The 20820-nt window shown below is 54.4% G+C and carries 21 protein-coding genes and 1 tRNA gene; 6 read left to right on the plus strand and 16 right to left on the minus strand.

What is annotated here, in order from left to right; all coding sequences use genetic code 11:
• Positions 1-72 precede the first annotated feature (72 nt).
• The 3 genes from B3X29_RS20515 to B3X29_RS20525 form a co-directional block, all read right to left on the minus strand.
• Positions 73-1032, minus strand: a complete 960-nt coding sequence (locus B3X29_RS20515; protein ID WP_103177681.1) for a YbgA family protein — start codon at positions 1030-1032, stop codon at positions 73-75.
• Between the two features lie 102 nt (positions 1033-1134).
• Entirely contained in the window at positions 1135-1545 is a 411-nt protein-coding gene (gene uraH / locus B3X29_RS20520; protein WP_114385495.1) for a hydroxyisourate hydrolase, read from the minus strand.
• Positions 1546-1641: 96 nt separating this feature from the next.
• Positions 1642-2370: a MerR family transcriptional regulator gene (locus B3X29_RS20525; protein WP_156653668.1), complete on the minus strand. Its 729-nt coding sequence runs from the start codon at positions 2368-2370 to the stop codon at positions 1642-1644.
• A gap of 117 nt (positions 2371-2487) precedes the next feature.
• On the opposite strand from B3X29_RS20525, the gene B3X29_RS20530 reads away from it, so the two are divergent.
• Positions 2488-3012: a lipocalin family protein gene (locus B3X29_RS20530; protein WP_103177683.1), complete on the plus strand. Its 525-nt coding sequence runs from the start codon at positions 2488-2490 to the stop codon at positions 3010-3012.
• Positions 3013-3106: 94 nt separating this feature from the next.
• Here the strand turns inward: B3X29_RS20530 and B3X29_RS20535 are convergent, their stop codons facing one another.
• Together B3X29_RS20535 and B3X29_RS20540 are read right to left on the minus strand one after the other, a co-directional pair.
• Positions 3107-3406: a helix-turn-helix domain-containing protein gene (locus tag B3X29_RS20535; protein ID WP_156653669.1), complete on the minus strand. Its 300-nt coding sequence runs from the start codon at positions 3404-3406 to the stop codon at positions 3107-3109.
• Positions 3403-3753, minus strand: a complete 351-nt coding sequence (locus tag B3X29_RS20540; RefSeq protein ID WP_159340365.1) for a type II toxin-antitoxin system RelE/ParE family toxin — start codon at positions 3751-3753, stop codon at positions 3403-3405. The genes B3X29_RS20535 and B3X29_RS20540 overlap by 4 nt, the downstream gene beginning before the upstream one ends.
• 110 nt (positions 3754-3863) lie before the next feature.
• Here B3X29_RS20540 and B3X29_RS20545 point away from each other — a divergent pair, with 110 nt between their 5' ends.
• Entirely contained in the window at positions 3864-4301 is a 438-nt protein-coding gene (locus tag B3X29_RS20545) for an acetyltransferase (RefSeq protein ID WP_159340364.1), read from the plus strand.
• Between the two features lie 83 nt (positions 4302-4384).
• Here B3X29_RS20545 and B3X29_RS20550 read toward each other — a convergent pair whose 3' ends face one another.
• The 4 genes from B3X29_RS20550 to B3X29_RS20565 form a co-directional block, all read right to left on the minus strand.
• Positions 4385-4972 (minus strand): hypothetical protein, encoded by a 588-nt coding sequence (locus B3X29_RS20550; RefSeq protein WP_236560493.1) that lies wholly within the window; start codon positions 4970-4972, stop codon positions 4385-4387.
• Positions 4969-5334: a tlde1 domain-containing protein gene (locus tag B3X29_RS20555; protein WP_159340363.1), complete on the minus strand. Its 366-nt coding sequence runs from the start codon at positions 5332-5334 to the stop codon at positions 4969-4971. The genes B3X29_RS20550 and B3X29_RS20555 overlap by 4 nt, the downstream gene beginning before the upstream one ends.
• A 9-nt stretch (positions 5335-5343) precedes the next feature.
• The gene (gene tssD, locus B3X29_RS20560; protein ID WP_159340362.1) at positions 5344-5829 is read right to left on the minus strand and encodes a type VI secretion system tube protein TssD; all 486 of its coding nucleotides are present in this window, start codon (positions 5827-5829) and stop codon (positions 5344-5346) included.
• Between the two features lie 489 nt (positions 5830-6318).
• The gene (locus tag B3X29_RS20565) at positions 6319-6606 is read right to left on the minus strand and encodes a SymE family type I addiction module toxin (RefSeq protein ID WP_159340361.1); all 288 of its coding nucleotides are present in this window, start codon (positions 6604-6606) and stop codon (positions 6319-6321) included.
• A gap of 135 nt (positions 6607-6741) precedes the next feature.
• Between B3X29_RS20565 and B3X29_RS20570 the strand changes: the two genes are divergently transcribed.
• Positions 6742-6933, plus strand: a complete 192-nt coding sequence (locus B3X29_RS20570) for a toxin-antitoxin system HicB family antitoxin (RefSeq protein ID WP_159340360.1) — start codon at positions 6742-6744, stop codon at positions 6931-6933.
• 10 nt (positions 6934-6943) lie between these two features.
• Here B3X29_RS20570 and B3X29_RS20575 read toward each other — a convergent pair whose 3' ends face one another.
• The 3 genes from B3X29_RS20575 to B3X29_RS20585 form a co-directional block, all read right to left on the minus strand.
• Entirely contained in the window at positions 6944-7147 is a 204-nt protein-coding gene (locus B3X29_RS20575; RefSeq protein ID WP_159340359.1) for a cold shock domain-containing protein, read from the minus strand.
• 1 nt (position 7148) lies between these two features.
• Positions 7149-8303 carry a reverse transcriptase family protein gene (locus B3X29_RS20580; RefSeq protein WP_159340358.1) on the minus strand — a complete coding sequence of 385 codons (1155 nt, stop codon included), beginning with the start codon at positions 8301-8303 and terminating at the stop codon, positions 7149-7151.
• 643 nt (positions 8304-8946) lie between these two features.
• A tRNA-Sec gene (locus B3X29_RS20585) sits at positions 8947-9041 on the minus strand.
• 282 nt (positions 9042-9323) lie between these two features.
• Here B3X29_RS20585 and B3X29_RS20590 point away from each other — a divergent pair.
• Entirely contained in the window at positions 9324-10718 is a 1395-nt protein-coding gene (locus B3X29_RS20590) for a glycoside-pentoside-hexuronide family transporter (RefSeq protein ID WP_159340357.1), read from the plus strand.
• 12 nt (positions 10719-10730) lie between these two features.
• Positions 10731-13049 carry an alpha-xylosidase gene (gene yicI / locus B3X29_RS20595; RefSeq protein ID WP_159340356.1) on the plus strand — a complete coding sequence of 773 codons (2319 nt, stop codon included), beginning with the start codon at positions 10731-10733 and terminating at the stop codon, positions 13047-13049.
• A gap of 353 nt (positions 13050-13402) precedes the next feature.
• Here yicI and B3X29_RS20600 read toward each other — a convergent pair whose 3' ends face one another.
• Positions 13403-15103 carry an AsmA family protein gene (locus B3X29_RS20600; protein WP_159340419.1) on the minus strand — a complete coding sequence of 567 codons (1701 nt, stop codon included), beginning with the start codon at positions 15101-15103 and terminating at the stop codon, positions 13403-13405.
• A gap of 119 nt (positions 15104-15222) precedes the next feature.
• On the minus strand, positions 15223-16614 hold the full coding sequence (locus B3X29_RS20605) for a nucleobase:cation symporter-2 family protein (RefSeq protein ID WP_159340418.1): 1392 nt from the start codon (positions 16612-16614) through the stop codon (positions 15223-15225).
• A 225-nt stretch (positions 16615-16839) separates the two neighbouring features.
• Between B3X29_RS20605 and gltS the strand changes: the two genes are divergently transcribed.
• Positions 16840-18042 carry a sodium/glutamate symporter gene (gene gltS, locus B3X29_RS20610; protein ID WP_156653678.1) on the plus strand — a complete coding sequence of 401 codons (1203 nt, stop codon included), beginning with the start codon at positions 16840-16842 and terminating at the stop codon, positions 18040-18042.
• Here gltS and recG read toward each other — a convergent pair whose 3' ends face one another.
• Together recG and trmH are read right to left on the minus strand one after the other, a co-directional pair.
• On the minus strand, positions 18043-20124 hold the full coding sequence (gene recG, locus B3X29_RS20615) for an ATP-dependent DNA helicase RecG (RefSeq protein WP_159340417.1): 2082 nt from the start codon (positions 20122-20124) through the stop codon (positions 18043-18045).
• A 3-nt stretch (positions 20125-20127) separates the two neighbouring features.
• On the minus strand, positions 20128-20817 hold the full coding sequence (gene trmH, locus B3X29_RS20620; RefSeq protein ID WP_159340416.1) for a tRNA (guanosine(18)-2'-O)-methyltransferase TrmH: 690 nt from the start codon (positions 20815-20817) through the stop codon (positions 20128-20130).
• Positions 20818-20820 lie beyond the last annotated feature (3 nt).

The raw sequence follows: 20820 nt of genomic DNA on the forward strand, positions 1-20820 counted from the left end.
AGTGAGGGTGTCGTCTAAACGGGGTACTGCTTTGGGCCTCTCGGGGTCAATGGGGCCTTCGCATTGTGAATTTCAGGCTACAGCGAGACGCAGACCTAAATCATCCGGGTAGGGATCAAAGTAGTTTTGCGTCATCAGGTACTGGTCAGGGTATTCCGCCAGATAGTGCTTCAGCAGCGTGAGCGGGGCGAGAATAGGCAATAATCCGTCACGGTAATGCAGGATGACGTCGCGCAGTTCGCCGCGCTGGCGGCTGTTAAGCTGGTTACGGAAATAGCCCTGAATATGCATCAGGACGTTAGTGTGGTTTTTGCGCGAGGCGGGTTGCTTCAGGATCGCCATCAGCTTTTCGCGGTACGCCTCGAAGAAAGCGTTCAGATCTTCCCACTCGTGCAGCGAAGCGACAAACGGGCCAATCTCCCGGTAGCCTGCCTGATGATGGGCCAGCAGCTGGAGTTTGTAACGACTGTGGAAGTCCAGCAGCGCGCGGCGCGTCAGGCCATTGGCGCGCAGGGTGTTCAGTTCGTGAAGGGCAAAGACGCGCTCAACAAAATTCTCCCGCAGTACCGGATCGTGCAGGCGTCCATCCTCCTCCACCGGTAGCCATGGCCAGGTTTCAAGGAGCGCAGCGGTGAACAGCCCGACACCCTCCTTGCGGCCCCGGTTGCCGTTTTCATCATAAAGCCGCACGCGTTCCATGCCGCAGCTGGGGGATTTGGCACAGACGATAAAGCCAGCAAGATCGCCGATTTTTGGCAGATAACCCGCCGCAAAATCGGCCATCTTCTGCGTAACGTCTTCGTGAGGCGCTTTGCTGAACCGCATCTGCGTCTCACCGCTGTCGGTCAGGACCAGGCGCAGCGCCGGACGAGGCGTCGGCAGACCAATAGCCATTTCCGGACAGACGGGCCTGAAGTTGACCCACTGGGCCAGCTCATCCATGACAAAGCCCATACGCTTATGACCGCCGTCGAAGCGAACGGCGGAACCGGTTAAACATCCGCTAATACCCAGTACAGGTTTCGTTGTCATGGTGTGTACCTCCAGAGCCTATATCTAAAAGTTACACAACTTGACTATTTTGTCCAAGTATTGGCGAAAATATTTTTTAATGTGTATAAATATCAACGATTTTTAGCTGCCCTTATAGGTCGAGTAACCGTACTGGCTGAGCAGCAGAGGGATGTGCAGCTTCTCGTTGGTGCGGGTCACGGTAAACAGCACCGGGATCTCGGGGAAGAATGACTGCAGCTTATTCGCCTGGAAGTACTCTGCGGTTTTAAACGTCACTTTATAGACGCCAGGTTGCATGTCCTGATCGTCTGGATAGAGCGACTTGATGCGGCCATCCTGGTCGGTTTTGCCGCTGGCAACAGGGGTCCATTTGTCCTGCTGCTGTTTTTCCAGCGTGACGCTGACGCCCGGCGGCGGCGTACCGGTTTGCTGGTCAAGAATATGCACGCTCAGCGTACCGACAGGGGCGCTAAAGGCGACAGGAGCAAAGGCCATAGAGGCCAGGATCAGCAGAGGGGCACTTTTTTTCATTGGGTTTTCCTGTGGAGTAGTAAGTCACAGGAAAACGTTAGCATTTGCCGCGCGGGAAAATATTCAACTTTTCGTGACAATTCCCGCAGGAGAAAATCATCGGAGGATAATCACCTCAAGGGAAACCTGCTGCTGCCACTGCTCAACCTGCCTTTTGCGCGCGGCATTGAGCTTACCGCTGGTGACCAACAGCCACTTGCGGTCCGGGAAGATCTCCGGTGCCAGTGCGGCAGGGGGAATGGGCAGGAGGGTGATTCGATGGCCCTGGCCGGTGCGCGCCAGAGCTTCAAGCCAGATTTCACACGGGTCGTTCAGGTGCCAGCCGCTGAGCAGAAGGTTGTCGCCCGGCGCTTTCTTATCGCCCTCAAGGCAAAACGAGGTATAGGCGATGATAATGCCGTCGAGGATCTCGCGCAGGGTCATGGCGGCGGGAACGTTCGCCGAGACCTGGCTGCGCAGGGGGCGTAACACCTTCGCGACCAGCTCTGGCCGGGGGTATTCGCGGCCGGCATCGTAAATCATCTGGCGCAGGGATTCGATTTTGCCCGCCTGCAGACGGTCCAGCATGTTCTGTTGCAGCGTTTGCCAGTTATTGGTACGGCTCGGAGCAGGGCGCTCCAGCAGCGGCTTCACCTGGCCAATCGGGACGCCTTTTTTCACCCAGTCGAGGATTTTCAGCGCCTGTTGGACATCCTCCTCGCTGTACTGGCGATGGCCGCCCTCCGTGCGCTGCGGCTTGAGTAAACCGTAGCGGCGCTGCCACGCCCGCAGGGTGGTGGCGGTGATCCCGCTGAGTCTGGCGAATTCGCCGATGGAGTAGGCCATGTCTGCGTCCGAAGGAAAGGATTAATCTCAATATACTACGAATATTTGCCTGCGGGATGAAGCACCAGAGCGGTGCACTACACTTTACATCCAGACGCGCAAATGAAAGGAGCTCTCATGAAACTATGGCCTGTTGTGACCGGTGTCGCCATTGCGCTGACCCTGGTTGCCTGTAAATCCCCTACGCCGCCGAAAGGCGTGCAGCCGATAACCAACTTTGACGCCAGCCGCTATCTCGGCAAGTGGTACGAAGTTGCCCGCCTGGAAAACCGCTTCGAACGTGGTCTGGAGCAGGTTACCGCCACCTACGGCAAGCGCAGCGACGGGCAGATCAGCGTTATCAACCGCGGATACGATCCGGTGAAACGCAAGTGGAACGAGAGCGAGGGGAGAGCCTCTTTCACCGGCGCGCCTACTACCGCCGCGCTGAAGGTCTCTTTCTTCGGCCCGTTCTACGGCGGGTATAACGTCATCAAGCTGGACGATAATTACCAGTACGCGCTGGTCAGCGGCCCGAACCGCGACTACCTGTGGCTGCTGTCGCGCACCCCGACCATTCCCGATGCGGTGAAAGAGGATTACCTCAATACCGCACGCAGCCTGGGCTTCCGGGTCGATCAGCTGGTATGGGTGAAGCAGTAAATATCGTGCTTACCGGGGCGGTAAAAGCGGACCCGCTGATGCCGCCCTCTCCTGTGGGGAGAGGGATAAAAAGGGCTGGCTCGCCAGGAATTGACTAAATGTGAAACGCCACGCGCTTTCCGGTCGGGAGTTCAACATCCAGGCTTAGTTTACCGCCCATCGCCTCGATATAGCGTTTTAGCGTGGTGATTTTTAGTTCATTGCCACGCTGCTCAAGTTGGGTGATAGCGGGCTGGCTGATGCCCATCACTTCCGCAACGTGTTTTTGCGATAGTTTCAGTTCCTCGCGCATCATTTGCAGGCCCGTTTCCAGAATCATTTCGTCGGCCATTTCTTTGATGCGTTTTTGGCTTTCAGGGGAACGCGAAGCGATCGCTTCATTCAAGGTTTTCAATTTCTTGTCTCCATTGCTGCCAGGTGAGCCGAAAATTCATCATCTGCAATACGAATGAGTCGTTCATAGAATTTTTTGTCATGACTTTTATCGCCTGCGCAAAGCACAATAGCCTGACGCACGTGATCGAAAGCAAAAAATGCACGAATCGGACGGCCATAATATTGAATACGTAATTCTTTCATATTGTTATGTCGCGAGCCTCTGACTGTATCGGCATAGGGACGTGGAAGGCGGGGTCCATAGGTTTGCAGGTTTATGAGAGCTGCAAATACCTTTTCCTGAACGCCTTGTTCTTGATCTTCCAGCCACGCTTCAAACACTTCTCCTAAGATTACCGTCCACATGATGTCATCCTTGATAAGTTGTAGCTTATACCAGGGAATGTATAAGCTACAACTTATAAATGCACGTGCTGTTGCTTGATGTAGATTCGTTTTTCGACCATGCTCGCATCATGAAAATCGAATCCGCATTCCCCTCACAATTTGACCGTCTTGTCGCGATCTGGGAGTCTTCCGTTCGCGCCACTCACCACTTTTTGCAGGAGAGCGATATTGCGGCATTACGCCCGTTATTGCTCAACGCCTATTTACCGAATTTAAACGTCGTCATTGCCCGGGATGAAAACGGCGTTATTCATGGCTTTTTGGGCGTGGATGAGAACCGCATTGAAATGCTGTTTGTGGATGATGGGGGCCGGGGAAAAGGCGTCGGCACGCTGCTGCTGAGGCACGCCATTGAACACTTTGGCGCCAATGAAGTGGATGTGAATGAGCAGAACCCGCAGGGCGTAGGGTTTTATCGCCACAGAGGGTTTGAGCAGGTTGGCCGATCGGAGCGGGACGGGCAAGGGAATGCGTTTCCGTTGTTGCATATGCGGTACAAGGGTTAATCGTCGCACAATCTACTCCCTCGCCCCTTTGGGGAGAGGGTTGGGGTGAGGGGAAATCCGCCCTCTCCCTTTCCAGAAAAAGATTAGTTACTCGTAATCTGCCCAACGATTACGCCACGCACTTTCTCGCCATTGAAGTAATAAGAGAGGGTATTGCTTTGAGTGAATTCGCCCTGAGCGGGTGTCTCGTGATACAAAAGCAAGGCCTCCTTTTGTATTAACTCATGAGTACCGAGCGACTGAGCGATATCCTGACGAGTAGTATCAAGCAATGATATTGTTGCTATGGAAACGCGAATTGACTCTGGCGATGCCACGCACTCTTTATGATTGCCATCTTTAGCCATCGCGATAGCAGTGAGTAATCCCCTCCCCATTTCATTGCCGGAAATAAACCAATAATTTATGCCTTCTTGTGAATGCAGGCAGATCCAGCTAGCGGAGTCGTCTTTGTGAACAGCGGTATTCACAATATCCGTCAGGTAAGACGTTTCCATAGAGATTGCTTTGTTGCCGATAGTGACAACAGGGAAAAGCGGAAGCGCTGATTCAATTTGCGGTAAGGAGGTATCCTCCTGATAATATTGCGTTGCAAAGCCAGTCATTTGCTCTGCGTAAACGTAGTGGCTGGTCGAAAGCAGGGCAAGGAATAGAATCGTTAAGCGTTTCATTTGACTATTAGCTCCCTATCTTCACTTTTCCAGATGCTCCTTCTGGCACTTAAGGGCGCAATAATACATCCTTCAGATGAGTCTTCCGGATGCTGACTACTTTTCCCATGAATTTTAAACGCATCTCTGCCACACATATCATTTGTTGAATAAGGCGTCAGACTGAGCGTGTATTTCCCTGTATGGGCGGAATTATAAGGGGTTCCAATAGTGTACTTCCCTCGTGGCAGAGGTCCGCTGTTCTTAACGCACTCCTGGGTTGGATCGTTCTTATAGCCACTTGCCCCTGCGTAATCAGCATCAAACTGGTAAACTCCATCGAGATAGAACTTGTGTTCTTTCACATCATACCCCCACGACATATCTCCTCCTTAACCTCTATCTTTCCATGTGTCCGAGTGAATAATGTTTCCATCAAGGTAATGCCACGTGATTTTTTCATATGTCAGGTCGATATATTCCTGATGTGTATTGCGCGCATTTTGAGGATTTTTTATATCAAACATAACAGGCTCGATTTGAACGACCTTTGCGTTCTCTAAAGTTGTCTTGAAGTACGCCTCCTCAAGCCCGTTATAATTTATTCTGTAGAAGATAAACTCTGCTTTCTTTAGCGTTTGACCCGTGCTGAGAGCCTTGTATAACCAAGGGGATGATGAATCAATCTCTTTCATGAATGCATAAGAACTATATATGCGCTTGGATGTTATTTTTCCAGAAAGTTTATCGATGGGTTGTTCGGCTGAATGCATTAATTCAATAACCTCAATTGAACCCTCGCGATTTTTAATGTCAACAGAGCCTTTAATAGATCGGCCAGAATCATCTTCAAGCCACAAGTAAACGGGTATGGCCATTTTCACCTCCTTATGTAGATTCAAAATAAAATACATTCAGTTAAAGGATTAGAATGTGATATGTACCTGAAAAGGGACGTTTAAATATTTTGATTTATAGAGGTGATAAAGAAATTTTATTATTTATATTTATGGGGATTATCTTTCGGATGTCAGGCAGTATTGTTAAATAACGCCGGGTGGCGGCTTCGCCTTACCCGGCCTACAAAACCAAAACGGTAGGCCCGGTAAGCGTAGCGCCACCGGGCATCAAGCCGATCCGCGTATTCATTCTGATTTGTTTCGTCCTCAGTATACCGGGGCGCTAAAGGGCGGCTTGCCAGCCTTTGTTTATAGAGATCCCAACTTTTGCTCGGGGTGAAGTTTAGGGTGGAGTTGTGAGGGAGTTACAGGAGTGGGCAGTTGTTCGGTTTTATCGAATAACTGAATATCTGCCGAACCTGTAAGCCATGTTTACAGGTTGCGGAATGACTACTTGAAACTAACTGCTTAGGATACAGCCAGCGCGCTTTCAATGCCTTTCAGCTTATGCTGCGCCTGCTTTAATTCGTCCAGCAGCTTTTTCTCATGCGGGTTGTGCGCCATTACGACCATGCAGCCATTCATGACTTTTACCGTGACTTTATCCCCGGTATCAAACCCCGCCGCACGCAGCCATTTGCCGGAAAGGATCAGGTTTGGCGTACTGCGATCGCGACCTTGCGGGCGATATCCCACAATTAATGTACGCTCAGTTCCGGTTGCGGTGGTGTCTGGGGTAGAATGCGAATCAGCCATAATCAACTCCTTGATAGTTGGTGAGGTTAGCTCTCGTCGGGTATTGCGAGTACCGGGCGAGGGCGTTTCGACTCAGGTTATCCTGTGATAAGGTACGTACCTGAATGGTTAGATTCTGCTCTTGTAGGTACGTACATGTCAACAGCTAAACGCGATCCAAATCAGTCAAAATCCGGTAAAGCACCGACTTTTCAGATTCGAATTACGCCGGAGTTGAAGGCGCAGTTTGAGGCTGCAGCTAAGGCTGAGGGGATGAGTTTGGGGAATTGGCTGAAGTCTTTAGGAAGAAAAGAAATTGAAAGAAAGTTTCATGAACTGAAAAAATAAGGATAATGTCTTATATAAATTCAATTTTTATAGCTCTATCTCCTTTCTTTGTTTTAGCAACTTCGAACGCAACTTTTAAACCAACTGCAAGACTAACAGTGTGCGGGTTATCAACAATGTCTGAATAACTAAAAATTAAATCTCTTCCTTTTTGTCTCCTTATAAAACCGAATCCTTTCATATTGTCGCAAGCATTTATATATCCACTTTCCATATCATTCACTCTCCACTTTGCAATCTTTAAATATGGTATGCAAAACACTTCTGTGTTTATCAGCAAGTTTTTTATTGCTCCTACTTACTATATCTAATTTATGAATGATTTTTCTATATCTTTCCACCTTGGCGAAAGTTATTTCTTCTTTTTTTGTTTTAGATAAAATATCAGCAAGGTAAATTACTTTCTTAATTTTGAAATCATCATAAATTGGCAATATTTTAGTTAGTTGCTCACGTAATTGATTGGCTTGGGTATGACCAATTCTTTGCATTTGAGCAACTTTTCCAGATACTTTGTTCCACAAAGCATGATATTCATTTGAAGTACGTTCGTATTCAGCTTGTTTAGAGCATATAAAAACTAAATACCTAATATGCCTGCGTTGAGGCTTTCTAAGTTTAGGGTTTTTATGTTTAGTCCAAAGACCTGTCACTTCAAAAGAAGAGCGTAGATCGGTGTGGCTTTCTACTTTTGTTTTTTCATCATTTATCTTTAAGCGATGTTTTTCAACCATTGCCCTCATTTGATTAATAATAAAAGTTTTCTCTTTTTTATCCAGTTCCTTATCAGAGGAAATAGTAATGTCATCTAGTAAACGAGTGTAGTGATAGCCTTTGTTTTTTAATTGATTTACATAATTATATTCTGTATTGAAAAAAACAAGGTTCGCTATATAACTAGAGCAACAAGAGCCTTGTGGTACATGGCCATCAAGAGTTACTAATTCGGTAAGTACTTTAGAAACATCCTCTGGAAAGCGCATCATATATTTAAATATTTCAAGAACATTTTTTTTGCTAATGCTTGGATAAAAGTTCTCAATATCTAAAGAGATAAGATGTTTTTTATTGGTATGAACCTTTGCGTTTGATAGGTAATCTTTACCTTTTAATCCGCCATGAAGATAATCTGGAAATGAAACGTTTTCAAAGATCTCTTGGTTGATTCTTTTTTGCAGCTTCTTTAAACCCTTTTTCGGCTCCGAAAGAGATCTTTCTTTTTTGTTTCTTCCAGTAACTTTCGTGAAAGTTTTATAAGAATTATGGATGTTGTCCACAATGACTGCAAGTCTTTCAGGTGTAACGTTGAGCGTAAGCGATAATTTTTCAACTGATGCAATAGGTGATTTTTTATAATATGGCTTATTCATCAATGTTATTATTTAAGTTTGAGTTAAAAGTCAATTATCCGATAAAGAAGCTTGCAAACATCCAAACGACCTTACAGATAATCAAGTAGGGATACACTTTCATACAAAAGTTTTTCACCACTTCCATCAAGCCAATCTCTTTTTTCTTACTCTTTCTGTCTCCAGAAAATGAGTAATAGCTCTTAGTCACGTTGATATTCAAGTTGATTGAAATCATTTTTTCTTCTCCATGGTTAGATAAATTTTGCCTGACCAGTGAAAGAAGACAAGGAACACATCTATTGGCTAATGGGACTTTTAACTCGCTTTGCCTGACAAGTGTCGCCATATTTAAGGGTTATTTTTCGCGTTTTCGGTGCGAATCATTACCCCTCATGGGGATGCCGGTCATGATCTCTTGCGAGATCGCCTGTTAGGGCTTCGATTTCCTTGTACTGTTTGTGACTTTTTAAAGAGCAGAGCCGGGCGAAGTTCGCCCGCTTCGGAAAAGAAGTATAATGTTTAGAATCGGCTTGTCACTAATTGTTTCTTGATTTGATTCACAAAAAATAGCTTTTATTGATATAAGCTAATCTTTTGCCTGCCAAGACTATTATTTGAGTCGTATAGGTGTGAAAGAGATAAAAATATTCATGGTGCATTTTGGCGGAAGATCACAGGAGTCGAACCTGCCCAGGACCGCTGGCGGCCCCAACTGGATTTGAAGTCCAGCCACCTCACCGGAGATGACGATCTTCCGCGCCTCGATTGCTACATGGAGGCGGGGCGCATTATAGCTACTTTCAATCATTTACCCCATCATTTCCCTCACTTATTTCACCCCTTTTTTGACCTGCGTTATGCCCCCAGCGTAAACCCTAAGAAAATCCTCAGCTTACATTTTCCGCCCCCGCACTTTTACCGCGATCACAAAAAACAAGAAACGTAAAAAAGTAACCAGAAAACGCAATACCTGCCCGTGGGTGAATGGTTTACAAAAAATGTAACCGGTCTCAGCGCCCTACGCGTGAAGGAAAAACAATGAAAAGCGAAGTCTTATCCGTCAAAGAGAAAATTGGTTACGGCATGGGTGACGCCGCAAGTCACATCATTTTCGACAACGTTATGCTCTACATGATGTTTTTCTATACCGATATCTTCGGTATCCCCGCCGGGTTTGTCGGCACCATGTTCCTGCTGGCGCGTGCGCTGGATGCTGTCTCCGACCCCTGCATGGGGCTGATAGCCGACCGCACCCGCAGCCGTTGGGGTAAGTTCCGCCCGTGGATACTATTCGGGGCGATCCCGTTTGGCCTGGTCTGCGTGCTGGCCTACACCACACCGGACCTCAGCCTGAACGGCAAAATGATCTACGCTGCTGTCACTTACACCCTGCTGACCGTGCTCTATACCGTGGTCAACATCCCGTACTGCGCCCTGGGTGGGGTGATCACCAACGACCCGACGCAGCGTATCTCCCTCCAGTCCTGGCGCTTTGTGCTGGCGACGGCGGGCGGCATGCTCTCCACGGTACTGATGATGCCGCTGGTGAATATGATTGGTGGCGAGAATAAAGCGCTCGGCTTCCAGGGCGGTATCGCGGTGCTGTCGGTGGTAGCGTTCCTGATGCTGGCGTTCTGCTTCTTCACCACCAAAGAGCGCATCCAGGTGCCACCGAGCACCACCTCCATGCGCGAAGATCTGCGCGACATCTGGAAGAACGACCAGTGGCGCATCGTCGGGCTGCTTACCATCCTCAACATTCTGGCGGTCTGCGTGCGCGGCGGGGCGATGATGTATTACGTCACCTGGATCATGGGCTCGCCAGAACTGTTCGTCGCCTTCCTTACCACCTACTGCGTCGGCAATCTCATTGGCTCCGCGCTGGCGAAACCGCTCACCGACTGGAAATGCAAAGTCAGCGTCTTCTGGTGGACCAATGCCCTGCTGGCGGTGGCGAGCGTGGCGATGTTCTTCGTGCCGATGCAGGCCAGCATCACTATGTTCGGCTTTATCTTCGTGATTGGCGTGCTGCACCAGTTGGTGACGCCGATCCAGTGGGTAATGATGTCCGACACCGTCGATTACGGCGAGTGGACCAACGGCAAACGCCTCACCGGCATCAGCTTTGCGGGCACGCTGTTCGTGCTCAAGCTGGGCCTCGCGCTGGGCGGGGCGTTAATCGGCTGGATGCTGGCTGGCGGCGGCTACGATGCCGCAGCAAAAACCCAGAACAGCGCCACCATCAGCATCATCATCGCCCTGTTTACCCTGGTACCCGCCGCTTGCTACCTGCTGAGCGCGGTGATTGCCAAACGCTACTACAGCCTGAAGACGCCATTCCTGGTCAAAATCATGAACGATCTGGCGCAGGGCGCGCGACGTAACGAGCAGGAATTTAACACCCTGCCGGTCAGCAAAGAATTGCAGAACTAAGAGGACGAAAGCATGAAAATCAGTGATGGAAACTGGCTAATTCAACCGGGTCTGAACGTGACCTATCCGGTTCAGGTATTCGATGTGGAGCAGCAGGGCAACGACCTGGTGGTCTATGTGGCGCCACGCGACGTGCGCGAGCGCACCTGGCAGCTCGACACCCTGATGTTCACCGTGCGCCTGTTTGCGCCGCAGGAGGGGATTGTCGGGGTGCGTATCGAGCACTTCCAGGGGGCGCTGAATAACGGCCCACACTATCCGCTCAACGTGCTGAAAGACGTTAATATGCAGATTGAAAACGACGCGGAGTTTGCTGAGCTGAAAAGCGGCAACATCAGCGTGCGCGTCACCAAAGGCGAGTTCTGGTCGCTGGATTTCTTCCGCAACGGACAACGCATCACCGGCAGCCAGTTGAAAAATAACGGCTACGTGCAGGACGGCAATACCGATCGCAACTACATGTTTGAGCGTCTGGATCTGGGCGTGGGTGAAACCGTCTATGGCCTGGGCGAGCGCTTTACCGCCCTGGTGCGCAACGGCCAGACGGTCGAAACCTGGAACCGCGACGGCGGCACCAGCACCGAGCAGTCATACAAGAATATCCCGTTCTACCTCACCAACCGCGGCTACGGCGTGCTGGTGAACCACCCGGAAAACGTCTCCTTTGAAATCGGCTCCGAGAAGGTGTCGAAGGTGCAGTTCAGCGTCGAGGGTGAATATCTGGAGTACTTCGTCATCGACGGCCCGACGCCGAAAGAGGTGCTCAATCGCTATACGCAGTTCACCGGGCGTCCGGCGCTGCCGCCAGCGTGGTCGTTCGGGCTGTGGCTCACCACCTCGTTCACCACCAACTACGACGAAGCGACGGTGAACAGCTTTATCGACGGCATGGCGGAGCGCGACCTGCCCCTGCACGTCTTCCACTTCGACTGCTTCTGGATGAAGGCCTTCCAGTGGTGCGACTTTGAGTGGGACCCGGTTACCTTCCCGGACCCGGAAGGGATGATCCGCCGCCTGAAGGAGAAAGGGCTCAAGGTCTGCGTGTGGATCAACCCCTACATCGGGCAGAAATCACCCGTATTTAAAGAGCTGAAAGAGAAGGGCTATCTGCTGAAACGTCCGGATGGCTCCCTGTGGCAGTGGGATAAATGGCAACCGGGGTTGGCGATCTACGACTTCACCAATCCGGAGGCTTGTGCCTGGTACGCCGACAAGCTGAAAGGCCTGGTGGATATCGGCGTCGACTGCTTTAAAACCGACTTTGGCGAGCGCATTCCGACCGACGTGCAGTGGTTCGACGGTTCCGATCCGCAGAAAATGCACAACCATTACGCCTACATCTATAACGAACTGGTGTGGAACGTGCTGAAAGAGACGGTGGGCGAGGAAGAGGCGGTGCTGTTTGCTCGCTCGGCCTCGGTGGGGGCGCAACAGTTCCCGGTTCACTGGGGCGGCGACTGCTACGCCAACTATGAATCGATGGCCGAAAGCCTGCGCGGCGGGCTGTCGATCGGGCTCTCCGGATTCGGGTTCTGGAGCCACGATATCGGCGGGTTCGAAAACACCGCCCCGGCGCACGTCTACAAACGCTGGTGCGCGTTCGGGCTGCTCTCCAGCCACAGCCGCCTGCATGGCAGCAAATCCTACCGGGTGCCGTGGGCGTATGATGACGAGTCCTGTGATGTGGTGCGCCACTTTACCCAGCTGAAATGCCGGATGATGCCGTACCTCTATCGCCAGGCGGCGCTGGCCCGCGAGTTCGGCACGCCAATGCTGCGGGCGATGATGCTCGAGTTCCCGGACGATCCGGCCTGCGACTATCTCGACCGCCAGTATATGCTGGGCGATGCGGTGATGGTGGCGCCGGTATTCAGCGAGGCGGGCGACGTGCAGTTTTACCTGCCGGAAGGGCGCTGGACGCACCTGTGGCATAACGACGAATTGCAGGGCAGCCGCTGGCACAAACAGCAGCACGATTTCAAGAGCCTGCCGGTCTACGTGCGCGACAACACCCTGCTGGCGCTGGGTAACAACGACCAGAAACCGGACTACGCCTGGAACGAAGGCACCGCCTTCCAGCTGTTTAACCTGGCCGATGGCGCCACGGCGGTAAGCGAAGTTCCTGCGGCGAACGGTGCCGTGGCCTTTACCCTGACCGCGACGCGCAGCGGCGATGCCGTCACCCTGAAAGGGAGCGGCGAGGCGCGGAACTGGACGGTCTGCCTGCGCAATGTGCCGCAGATTAGCGGCGTGAAAGGCGCATCTCACATCGGTAGCGAGTGGGGCGTGGTGGTGAAAGCCGAAGGGGATGAGGTGGTGGTTCACCTCTGAGTTGTCTGGAAAAGCCCGGCGGCGCGTTGCTTGCCGGGCCTACGGATCGCGCAGGCTGTGGGTTGTGTAGGCCGGGTAAGGCGAAGCCGCCACCCGGCAATGCAGTGCGGTCTGATGCCCGGCGGCGCGTTGCTTGCCGGGCCTACGGATCGCGCAGGCTGTAGGTTGTGTAGGCCGGGTAAGGCGAAGCCGCCATCCGGCAATGCAGCGTGGTCTGATGCCCGGTGGCGCTGCGCTTACCAAGCCTACGGATCGTGCAGGCTGTGGGTTTTGTAGGCCGGGTAAGGCGAAGCCGCCACCCGGCAATGCAGTGCGGTCTGATGCCCGGCGGCGCTGCGCTTACCGGGCCCACATTATGGTGCGGGTGGTGGTGCCACCGTATTTACCGCCCCGCCCGTCATCGTCTGGGTCACCTGTTGCTTATCCATATTTACCGCATTCAGCCTGCCGTTGACCGTCGGTTTCAGCGGGGAATCTTTCTGCACATTGCCGCTGGCGGTGAGCTGAAGATTGCCGTCGCCGGACACCGGCAGCGCTGGCCAGCCCCACTGCTGGATGATGTTCAACGGCACGCCGCGCCCGGTCAGATTGACGGTGGTCTGGCGCACCGGGGTCTGCGATACGCTGGCCTTCGCTTCCAGGATCCCTTTCTCGGTAAAGGCGCTCAGTTCATTGATGGCAATCGTCGAGGCGTTGGCGGTAAGCGACAGCGACGGACGGCGCACGTCCACGCGATTAAAGGTGGCGGCCGCGCCGTTCAGGGTGGCGGTGCCTGACCAGACCCCCCACTCGCGATCTTTCGCCAGTTGCAGGTTGGTGCCATAGCCATCGAGAGCGGTGATCTGCCACGGGAAGGTGGAGTCGACATCGATCACCAGGTTGCGGCTCAGGCCAAATTTGCGCAGCGTGACGCTGTTCAGCCACTCCGGCAGGGTCGTCATCCACTGTGTTTTCCAGTTTTCCGGCAGGGTGTATTCCAGCCCGGCGACGGCGACATCATCCAGCACCAGGGCTTTACCGCTGCGCAACCAGTTGCCGGAGGTGCGTACCATCCCGCCTTCCCAGCGTGAGGTAAACTGGCGCAGGGCGATCCCCTGCGGGGAGAATTCAGCGTTCAGGATGGGATCGAACAGATGCAGTGAACCGTAGATAAACTCACTGGCGTTCATCGACAGGCGGCCATCCTCGCTTTGCCAGTCGCCCTGGCTCAGGGTCAGGTTGCGCAGGTTTAAATCGAGATCGGTCACCGCCCAGTCCGGCCCCTGCAGACGGGCGTCGGTCACGTCGAGGCGGCCAATCTGCAACGATGGCAGGGTAGTAATCGGGGCAAAAAAGTCGGACAGGGATTTATCGCTCTGCAGGCGGATCTCATTCAGGCGCATGTTGTCCACCTTCCAGCCGCCGTTGGCGTCGCGACGCGCGGTGCCGGTGAGCGAGCCCCGGGCCATATCTGCGCCGATGGTGGTCAGCACCACCTCTTTACCGTTCAGTTCACCTTCAATCAGCACGTTGCTGGCCGGGACGCCGTTCAGCGTCAGCGACCCGGCGCTGATCTGGATCTGCGCTTTTTTCCCCAGCACGTTGCCCGCTTCGGGGTCCCAGGGGCGCACGCCGCCGGTCACCTTCTGGGCGCTGAGATCCCATTCAGTGTTCGGGCTGTTAAACGCCATGTTGTTCAGCAGCAGGCGATCGGCCTGGAAGGGGAGCGGGGCAGTCTGGGGCGAGAGGTTCAGCGTGCCGTCAAACAGGGTGATGGTATCCATGTGCAGCGGATCGGTGAGCTGACGGCTGCTCACGCCGATATCCACCATTTTGGCGACCAGCGTCGCGGGTTGGCCGTCGCGCCCGAATGTGACGTTTTTCAGCACCAGGTGCGTGGGCGACGAGAAACGGTGATCCATCAGGTCGAAATTGAGTTCGTAATCGGTGTTTACCGTGATCCAGCTGCTGACGTGCGCTGCGCCCCAGCGCGTTTGTACAAGGATATAGAGCGCGAGGATCGCAATAAGCAGAACGGCCAGAATACCGACGAGAAGCTTTCCAATAAATTTCATGGTCTTCCATCACGTAAAACGAACATAAAGGAGTTATGCACGATTTATACGCAATGCTCAAGGCGGGAATGGTGTAATTACGTGTCACGGCAGCAGTTGCCTGCTGCCGTAAAGGGAGATCAGTTCTTTTCTGGCGGGAAAATCAGGTTCAGGACGATAGCGGTGATCCCACCGGCGGCGATGCCGGAAGAGAGCAGATTCTTCACCCAGTCCGGGGCAAACTGCAGGATCAGCGGCTGCTGAGAAACACCCAGACCCACCGCCAGCGACAGGGCGATGATCATGATAGCGCGGCGGTTCAGCGGCTCGCGGGAGACGATACGCACCCCCGATGCCGCGATGGTGCCAAACATCACCAGCGTTGCGCCGCCCAGGACCGGCTCAGGAATGTGCTGCACAAAGCCGCTCACCGCAGGGAACAGGCCCAGTAAAACCAGCATCAGCGCCACGACAAAGCCCACGTAGCGGCTGGCAACGCCGGTCAGCTGGATCACGCCGTTGTTCTGGCCGAAGCAGGAGTTCGGGAAGGTGTTGAACACGGCGGAGACAAACGAGTTCAGACCGTTTGCCAGCACGCCGCCTTTCAGGCGCTTCATATACAGCGGGCCAGAGACCGGCTGCTCAGAGACGTCAGAGGTCGCGGTAATGTCGCCTATGGTTTCCAGCGAGGTGATCATAAACACCAGCATCAGCGGCAGCAGCAGGCTCCAGTCAATGCCCAGGCCGTAGTAGAGCGGCGTCGGCACCATGATCAGCGGGCTGTCGGTCGGCGCAACAGACTGCGGCAGCATGCCCATCGCCCAGGCGGCCAGGTAGCCTGCCGCCATGGCGATCACCAGCGAGGCGACGCGCAGGTACGGGTTACGCTGACGGTTAAGCAGAATAATGATCGCCAGCACGATGCCCGCCAGCAGCAGGTTTTTCGGGGCGCCGAAGGTGTGGTCGTTCATCGCCGCGTAGCCGCCGCCGATGGAGGTCAGACCCACCTGAATCAGCGACAGGCCGATAATCATCACCACTACGCCGGAGACCAGCGGGGTAATAATGCGGCGCGCCAGGTGCAGAACGCGGGAGATCACCATCTCGGTGCAGCTTGCCAGCATCAGGGTGCCGAACAGCGCCGCCATCATGGTAGGCACATCCGCGCCGCCGGTTTTCAGCGCTGTACCGCCCATGATCAGCGGGGCAACAAAGTTAAAGCTGGTACCCTGAATCGACAGCAGACCGGAGCCCACCGGCCCCCAGGCTTTAATCTGAATGATGGAGGCCACGCCCGAGGCAAACAGTGACATGCTGATAATGTGCTGGGTGTCCTGCGCCGGTAAACCGAGAGCCTGGCAGATCAGCAGAGCGGGGGTAATAACGGCAACAAACATCGCCAGCAGATGCTGACAGGCGGCAAACAAGGTCTGCGCCAGCGGCGGACGGTCTTCAAGACGGTAAATCAGTTCACTGTTTTGCGTCTGCGCAATCGGTTGCGCATCCTGCTGTTCAATGGCGTTAACGGACATCTGCTGCAAACCCCTGGAGGAAAAGCGGGCATTTTAGCCGAGTGGATGAGAAAAGCAAACGATTGCTAACAAAAAACGTTGATAAATTCACCCGTCCAGGACGGCTTTTTCTGTCCTGATGCGGCAAAGTTCATTACACTCCTGCTCCCGATTGCGCTTATAACACGCAAACGTTACAGGAAAACGCGCATGTTGATGGAGCACGTGCCTTAAAAGGAGCCCACTATGATTCATCTCGATACGTTGTCGACCCTCGTTGCGGCAACTCTCGTTTTACTGCTTGGCCGTAAACTGGTTCACAGCGTTCCCTTCCTCAGAAAATACACCATCCCGGAGCCCGTTGCGGGCGGATTGCTGGCCGCCATCGCGCTGCTGGTGCTGAAAAAAAGCATGGGCTGGGAAATCAACTTTGATATGACCTTAAAAGACCCGCTGATGCTGGCCTTTTTCGCCACTATCGGCCTGAACGCCAACCTCTCCAGCCTGCGGGCAGGCGGGAAGGTGCTTGGGGTGTTCTTAATTGTGGTGGTCGGTCTGCTGGTGATGCAGAACGCCATCGGCATCGGCATGGCGTCGCTGCTGGGGCTGGACCCACTGATGGGCCTGCTGGCCGGTTCGATTACCCTGTCGGGCGGTCACGGTACCGGCGCGGCCTGGAGCAAGCTGTTTGTTGAACGCTATGGCTTCCAGAATGCCACCGAAGTGGCAATGGCCTGCGCCACCTTCGGGCTGGTGTTGGGCGGCCTGATCGGCGGACCGGTCGCGCGCTTTCTGGTGAAGCGCTCCACCAACCCGAATGGCTGCCCGGACGATGAGTTGACGCCATCGGCATTTGAAAAGCCGGACGTCGGACGCATGATCACCTCCCTGGTGCTGATTGAAACCATCGCCCTGATCGCCATCTGCCTGACGGTGGGCAAGGTGATTGCGCAATTGCTGGCTGGCACCGTGCTGGAGCTGCCGGTCTTTGTCTGCGTATTGTTTGTGGGGGTGATCCTCAGCAACGGCCTGGCCCTGATGGGCTTTTATCGCGTCTTTGAGCGGGCGGTGTCGGTGTTGGGCAACGTCTGCCTGTCGCTGTTCCTGGCGATGGCGCTGATGAGCCTGAAGCTGTGGGAGCTGGCCTCGCTTGCGCTGCCAATGCTGGCGATCCTGATCGTGCAGGCCCTGTTTATGGCGCTGTACGCCATGTTCGTTACCTGGCGGATGATGGGTAAAAACTACGATGCGGCGGTGCTGGCGGCCGGCCATTGCGGCTTTGGTCTGGGGGCCACGCCGACGGCGATCGCCAACATGCAGGCCATTACCGAGCGTTTCGGTCCGTCGCATATGGCGTTTCTGGTGGTGCCGATGGTGGGGGCGTTCTTTATTGATATCGTCAACGCGATCGTGATTAAGCTCTATCTGATGCTGCCTATCTTCGGCTGATCAGGCGTTCGAGTAACGCCCGGTCTCTGGCATCCAGCGATCGATTAACGCTGCCGCCTGTTCGGGGTAGCGTTCATGAATATGGCGTGCCAGACGCTGAACTTCGGGGATCATGCCCTGATCGCGCATCAAATCTGCTACTTTAAACTCGGCGTTACCGGTCTGACGGGTGCCGAGCAACTCTCCCGGCCCACGGATCTCCAGATCCTGTTGCGCAATCACAAAGCCGTCATTGCTGTCGCGTAACACCTGCAAACGTTTTTGCGCTGTTTTCGACAGCGGGGCTTTATAGAGCAATACGCAGTGCGAGGCCACCGCGCCACGTCCGACGCGGCCACGCAGCTGGTGCAGCTGCGCCAGACCCAGACGTTCCGGGTTTTCGATGATCATCAGGCTGGCGTTAGGCACGTCCACCCCCACTTCAATCACCGTGGTGGCAATCAGCAGATGCAGTTCGCCCTGCTTGAAGGCCTGCATCACCGCCTGTTTTTCCGCAGGTTTCATCCGGCCATGCACCAGCCCGACGTTCAGCTCCGGCAGGGCCAGCTTTAACTCTTCCCACGTGGCTTCTGCCGCCTGCGCTTCCAGCAGATCGGACTCTTCAATCAGGGTACAGACCCAGTAGGCCTGACGCCCTTCCTGCAGGCAGGCGTTGCGCACCCGATCGATGATGTCGCTGCGGCGCGTATCCGGGATGGCGACGGTGGTCACCGGCGTGCGGCCCGGGGGCAGCTCGTCGATAACGGAGGTATCGAGATCGGCATAGGCGGTCATCGCCAGGGTGCGGGGAATGGGCGTGGCGGTCATGATCAGCTGGTGCGGATGATAACCCTGCTGGAGACCTTTCTCCCACAGCGCCAGACGCTGATGCACACCAAAACGGTGCTGCTCGTCGATAATCACCAGCGCCAGACCGTGGAACTGCACCTGTTCCTGGAAGATGGCATGGGTGCCGACAATCATCTGCACCTGACCGCTGGCAATCGCCTCCTGCTGTGCCTGTCGCGCTTTACCTTTTTGTTTACCGGCAAGCCAGCCCACCTCCACGCCGAGCGGTGCAAACCAGGCGCGGAAATTGTTGGCGTGCTGTTCGGCCAGCAGTTCGGTAGGCGCCATCAGGGCGACCTGTCTGCCGTGGGCAATGGCGCGTAATGCGGCCAGGGCGGCCACCAGCGTTTTGCCCGAGCCTACGTCGCCCTGCACCAGGCGCATCATCGGTACGTCCAGCGCCATATCATGCTCGATCTCGGCGGTGACGCGGGCCTGCGCCCCGGTGGGTTTAAACGGCAGCGAGGCCAGAAGCCTCTCTTTTAAATCGTTACGGGCCGGGAGCGGCAGGGCGTGAAAACGCTGTGCCCCGGCGCGCAGCGCCAGCATGCTCAGGTTGTGCGCCAGTAGCTCTTCGAGAATAAGACGTCGCTGCGCCGGGTGTTGCCCGCTCTCTAAATCGCTCAACAGCAGTGAGGGCGGCGGGCGATGGAGAGTACGCAACGCATCCGGCAGGCTCATCATCCCCTGCGCCAGCTCCGGCGGCAGAAGTTCGGCAATGGCACAGGTGTCCAGCAGCTCCAGCGCCTGATCGGTCAGCTTGCGCAGCGTCGCCTGCTTAACGCCTTCGGTGGTCGGATAGACCGGCGTCAGCGTCTCCTGCATCTCCGGCGTGCTGAGATCGCCCTGCACGCGGTACTCCGGGTGGATCATCTCCGCGCCATATTTCCCGCGTTTGGCTTCGCCATAGGCCAGCACCCGTCGTCCAGTGGCGAGGCTGTTTTTCATTGCCGCATTGAAGTTAAAAAAGCGCATCGTCAGGATGCCGGAGCCGTCGCTGATCTGGCAGGTCATCATCCGGCGACCGCCGAAGGTGATGTTGCAGTTCAGGACTTCGCCTTCAACGGTGGCGTAAATGCCAGGCAGGAGTTCACCAATCTGGTAAAGCTGAGTGCGGTCTTCGTAACGCAGGGGGAGGTGCAGGAGGAGATCCTGCACGGTATGCAGGCCAATTTTCGCCAGTTTGCTGCTCTGGGCTGCGCCAACACCCGTCAGGGAATTGAGCGGCACAGCATCCAGCAGACGGCCCTGCATAATTTACTTCGCCGCCTGCATCGTCGCCCACCACGTCGCATCGGCTTCAATCTCGCCCTGCAGATTCACGTGGGGGTACGGTAATTTTTTCTGCTTCGCCACTCTGGCCAGCACCGGATAACCGCCTTCAAACAGCAGGCGCTGCTGCTCATCGTCCGGCAGCATACTGTTCTCGCGTTTGTACATCCCGGCATTTTGCCGCTGACGCTGGGCTTCATACAGAATGAGGGCGGAGGCCACGGAGACGTTCAGCGACTGCACCATGCCGATCATCGGAATGATGATGTCCTGATCCGCCAGATCTAAGGCTTCCTGGGTGATCCCCGTCTTCTCCTGACCCATCAGAATGCAGGTCGGGCGGGTGTAATCAATTTCACGGAAATCGACGGCTTTGTCGGAAAGGTGGGTCGCCAGAATCTGCATGCCGCGCCCTTTCAGATGCGAAATGGCTTCGCCAATAGTGTCGTGGGCTTTGACCTGTACCCAGCTGTTGCTGCCTGCGGCAGCCGAGGCCATAGGACGCATCCGCGTCCCCTTCCAGACGGCGTGCACTTCATGCACGCCGACGGCATCAGCGGTACGAACGATAGCAGCAACGTTATGAGGTTTATGCACCTGCTCCATGCACACCGTCAGATCGGGCTGACGCCTGGCGAGCATTTCGCAGATCCGGGCATAACGCGTTGAGTTCATAAA

It is taken from the genome of Leclercia sp. UBA5076 (assembly GCF_002416465.1).
Classification (GTDB): domain Bacteria; phylum Pseudomonadota; class Gammaproteobacteria; order Enterobacterales; family Enterobacteriaceae; genus Enterobacter.

Coding starts and splice junctions, on each gene's coding strand:
- B3X29_RS20545 (WP_159340364.1), top strand. CDS start 3,864: ATGAAAATCGAATCCGCATTCCCCTCACAATTTGACCGTCTTGTCGCG.
- B3X29_RS20540 (WP_159340365.1), bottom strand. CDS start 3,753: ATGTGGACGGTAATCTTAGGAGAAGTGTTTGAAGCGTGGCTGGAAGAT.
- B3X29_RS20515 (WP_103177681.1), bottom strand. CDS start 1,032: ATGACAACGAAACCTGTACTGGGTATTAGCGGATGTTTAACCGGTTCC.
- recG (WP_159340417.1), bottom strand. CDS start 20,124: ATGCAGGGCCGTCTGCTGGATGCTGTGCCGCTCAATTCCCTGACGGGT.
- B3X29_RS20580 (WP_159340358.1), bottom strand. CDS start 8,303: ATGAATAAGCCATATTATAAAAAATCACCTATTGCATCAGTTGAAAAA.
- B3X29_RS20550 (WP_236560493.1), bottom strand. CDS start 4,972: ATGAAACGCTTAACGATTCTATTCCTTGCCCTGCTTTCGACCAGCCAC.
- B3X29_RS20600 (WP_159340419.1), bottom strand. CDS start 15,103: ATGAAATTTATTGGAAAGCTTCTCGTCGGTATTCTGGCCGTTCTGCTT.
- tssD (WP_159340362.1), bottom strand. CDS start 5,829: ATGGCCATACCCGTTTACTTGTGGCTTGAAGATGATTCTGGCCGATCT.
- B3X29_RS20570 (WP_159340360.1), top strand. CDS start 6,742: ATGTCAACAGCTAAACGCGATCCAAATCAGTCAAAATCCGGTAAAGCA.
- B3X29_RS20575 (WP_159340359.1), bottom strand. CDS start 7,147: ATGGAAAGTGGATATATAAATGCTTGCGACAATATGAAAGGATTCGGT.
- uraH (WP_114385495.1), bottom strand. CDS start 1,545: ATGAAAAAAAGTGCCCCTCTGCTGATCCTGGCCTCTATGGCCTTTGCT.
- yicI (WP_159340356.1), top strand. CDS start 10,731: ATGAAAATCAGTGATGGAAACTGGCTAATTCAACCGGGTCTGAACGTG.
- B3X29_RS20605 (WP_159340418.1), bottom strand. CDS start 16,614: ATGTCCGTTAACGCCATTGAACAGCAGGATGCGCAACCGATTGCGCAG.
- B3X29_RS20565 (WP_159340361.1), bottom strand. CDS start 6,606: ATGGCTGATTCGCATTCTACCCCAGACACCACCGCAACCGGAACTGAG.
- B3X29_RS20525 (WP_156653668.1), bottom strand. CDS start 2,370: ATGGCCTACTCCATCGGCGAATTCGCCAGACTCAGCGGGATCACCGCC.
- gltS (WP_156653678.1), top strand. CDS start 16,840: ATGATTCATCTCGATACGTTGTCGACCCTCGTTGCGGCAACTCTCGTT.
- B3X29_RS20530 (WP_103177683.1), top strand. CDS start 2,488: ATGAAACTATGGCCTGTTGTGACCGGTGTCGCCATTGCGCTGACCCTG.
- B3X29_RS20590 (WP_159340357.1), top strand. CDS start 9,324: ATGAAAAGCGAAGTCTTATCCGTCAAAGAGAAAATTGGTTACGGCATG.
- trmH (WP_159340416.1), bottom strand. CDS start 20,817: ATGAACTCAACGCGTTATGCCCGGATCTGCGAAATGCTCGCCAGGCGT.
- B3X29_RS20555 (WP_159340363.1), bottom strand. CDS start 5,334: ATGTCGTGGGGGTATGATGTGAAAGAACACAAGTTCTATCTCGATGGA.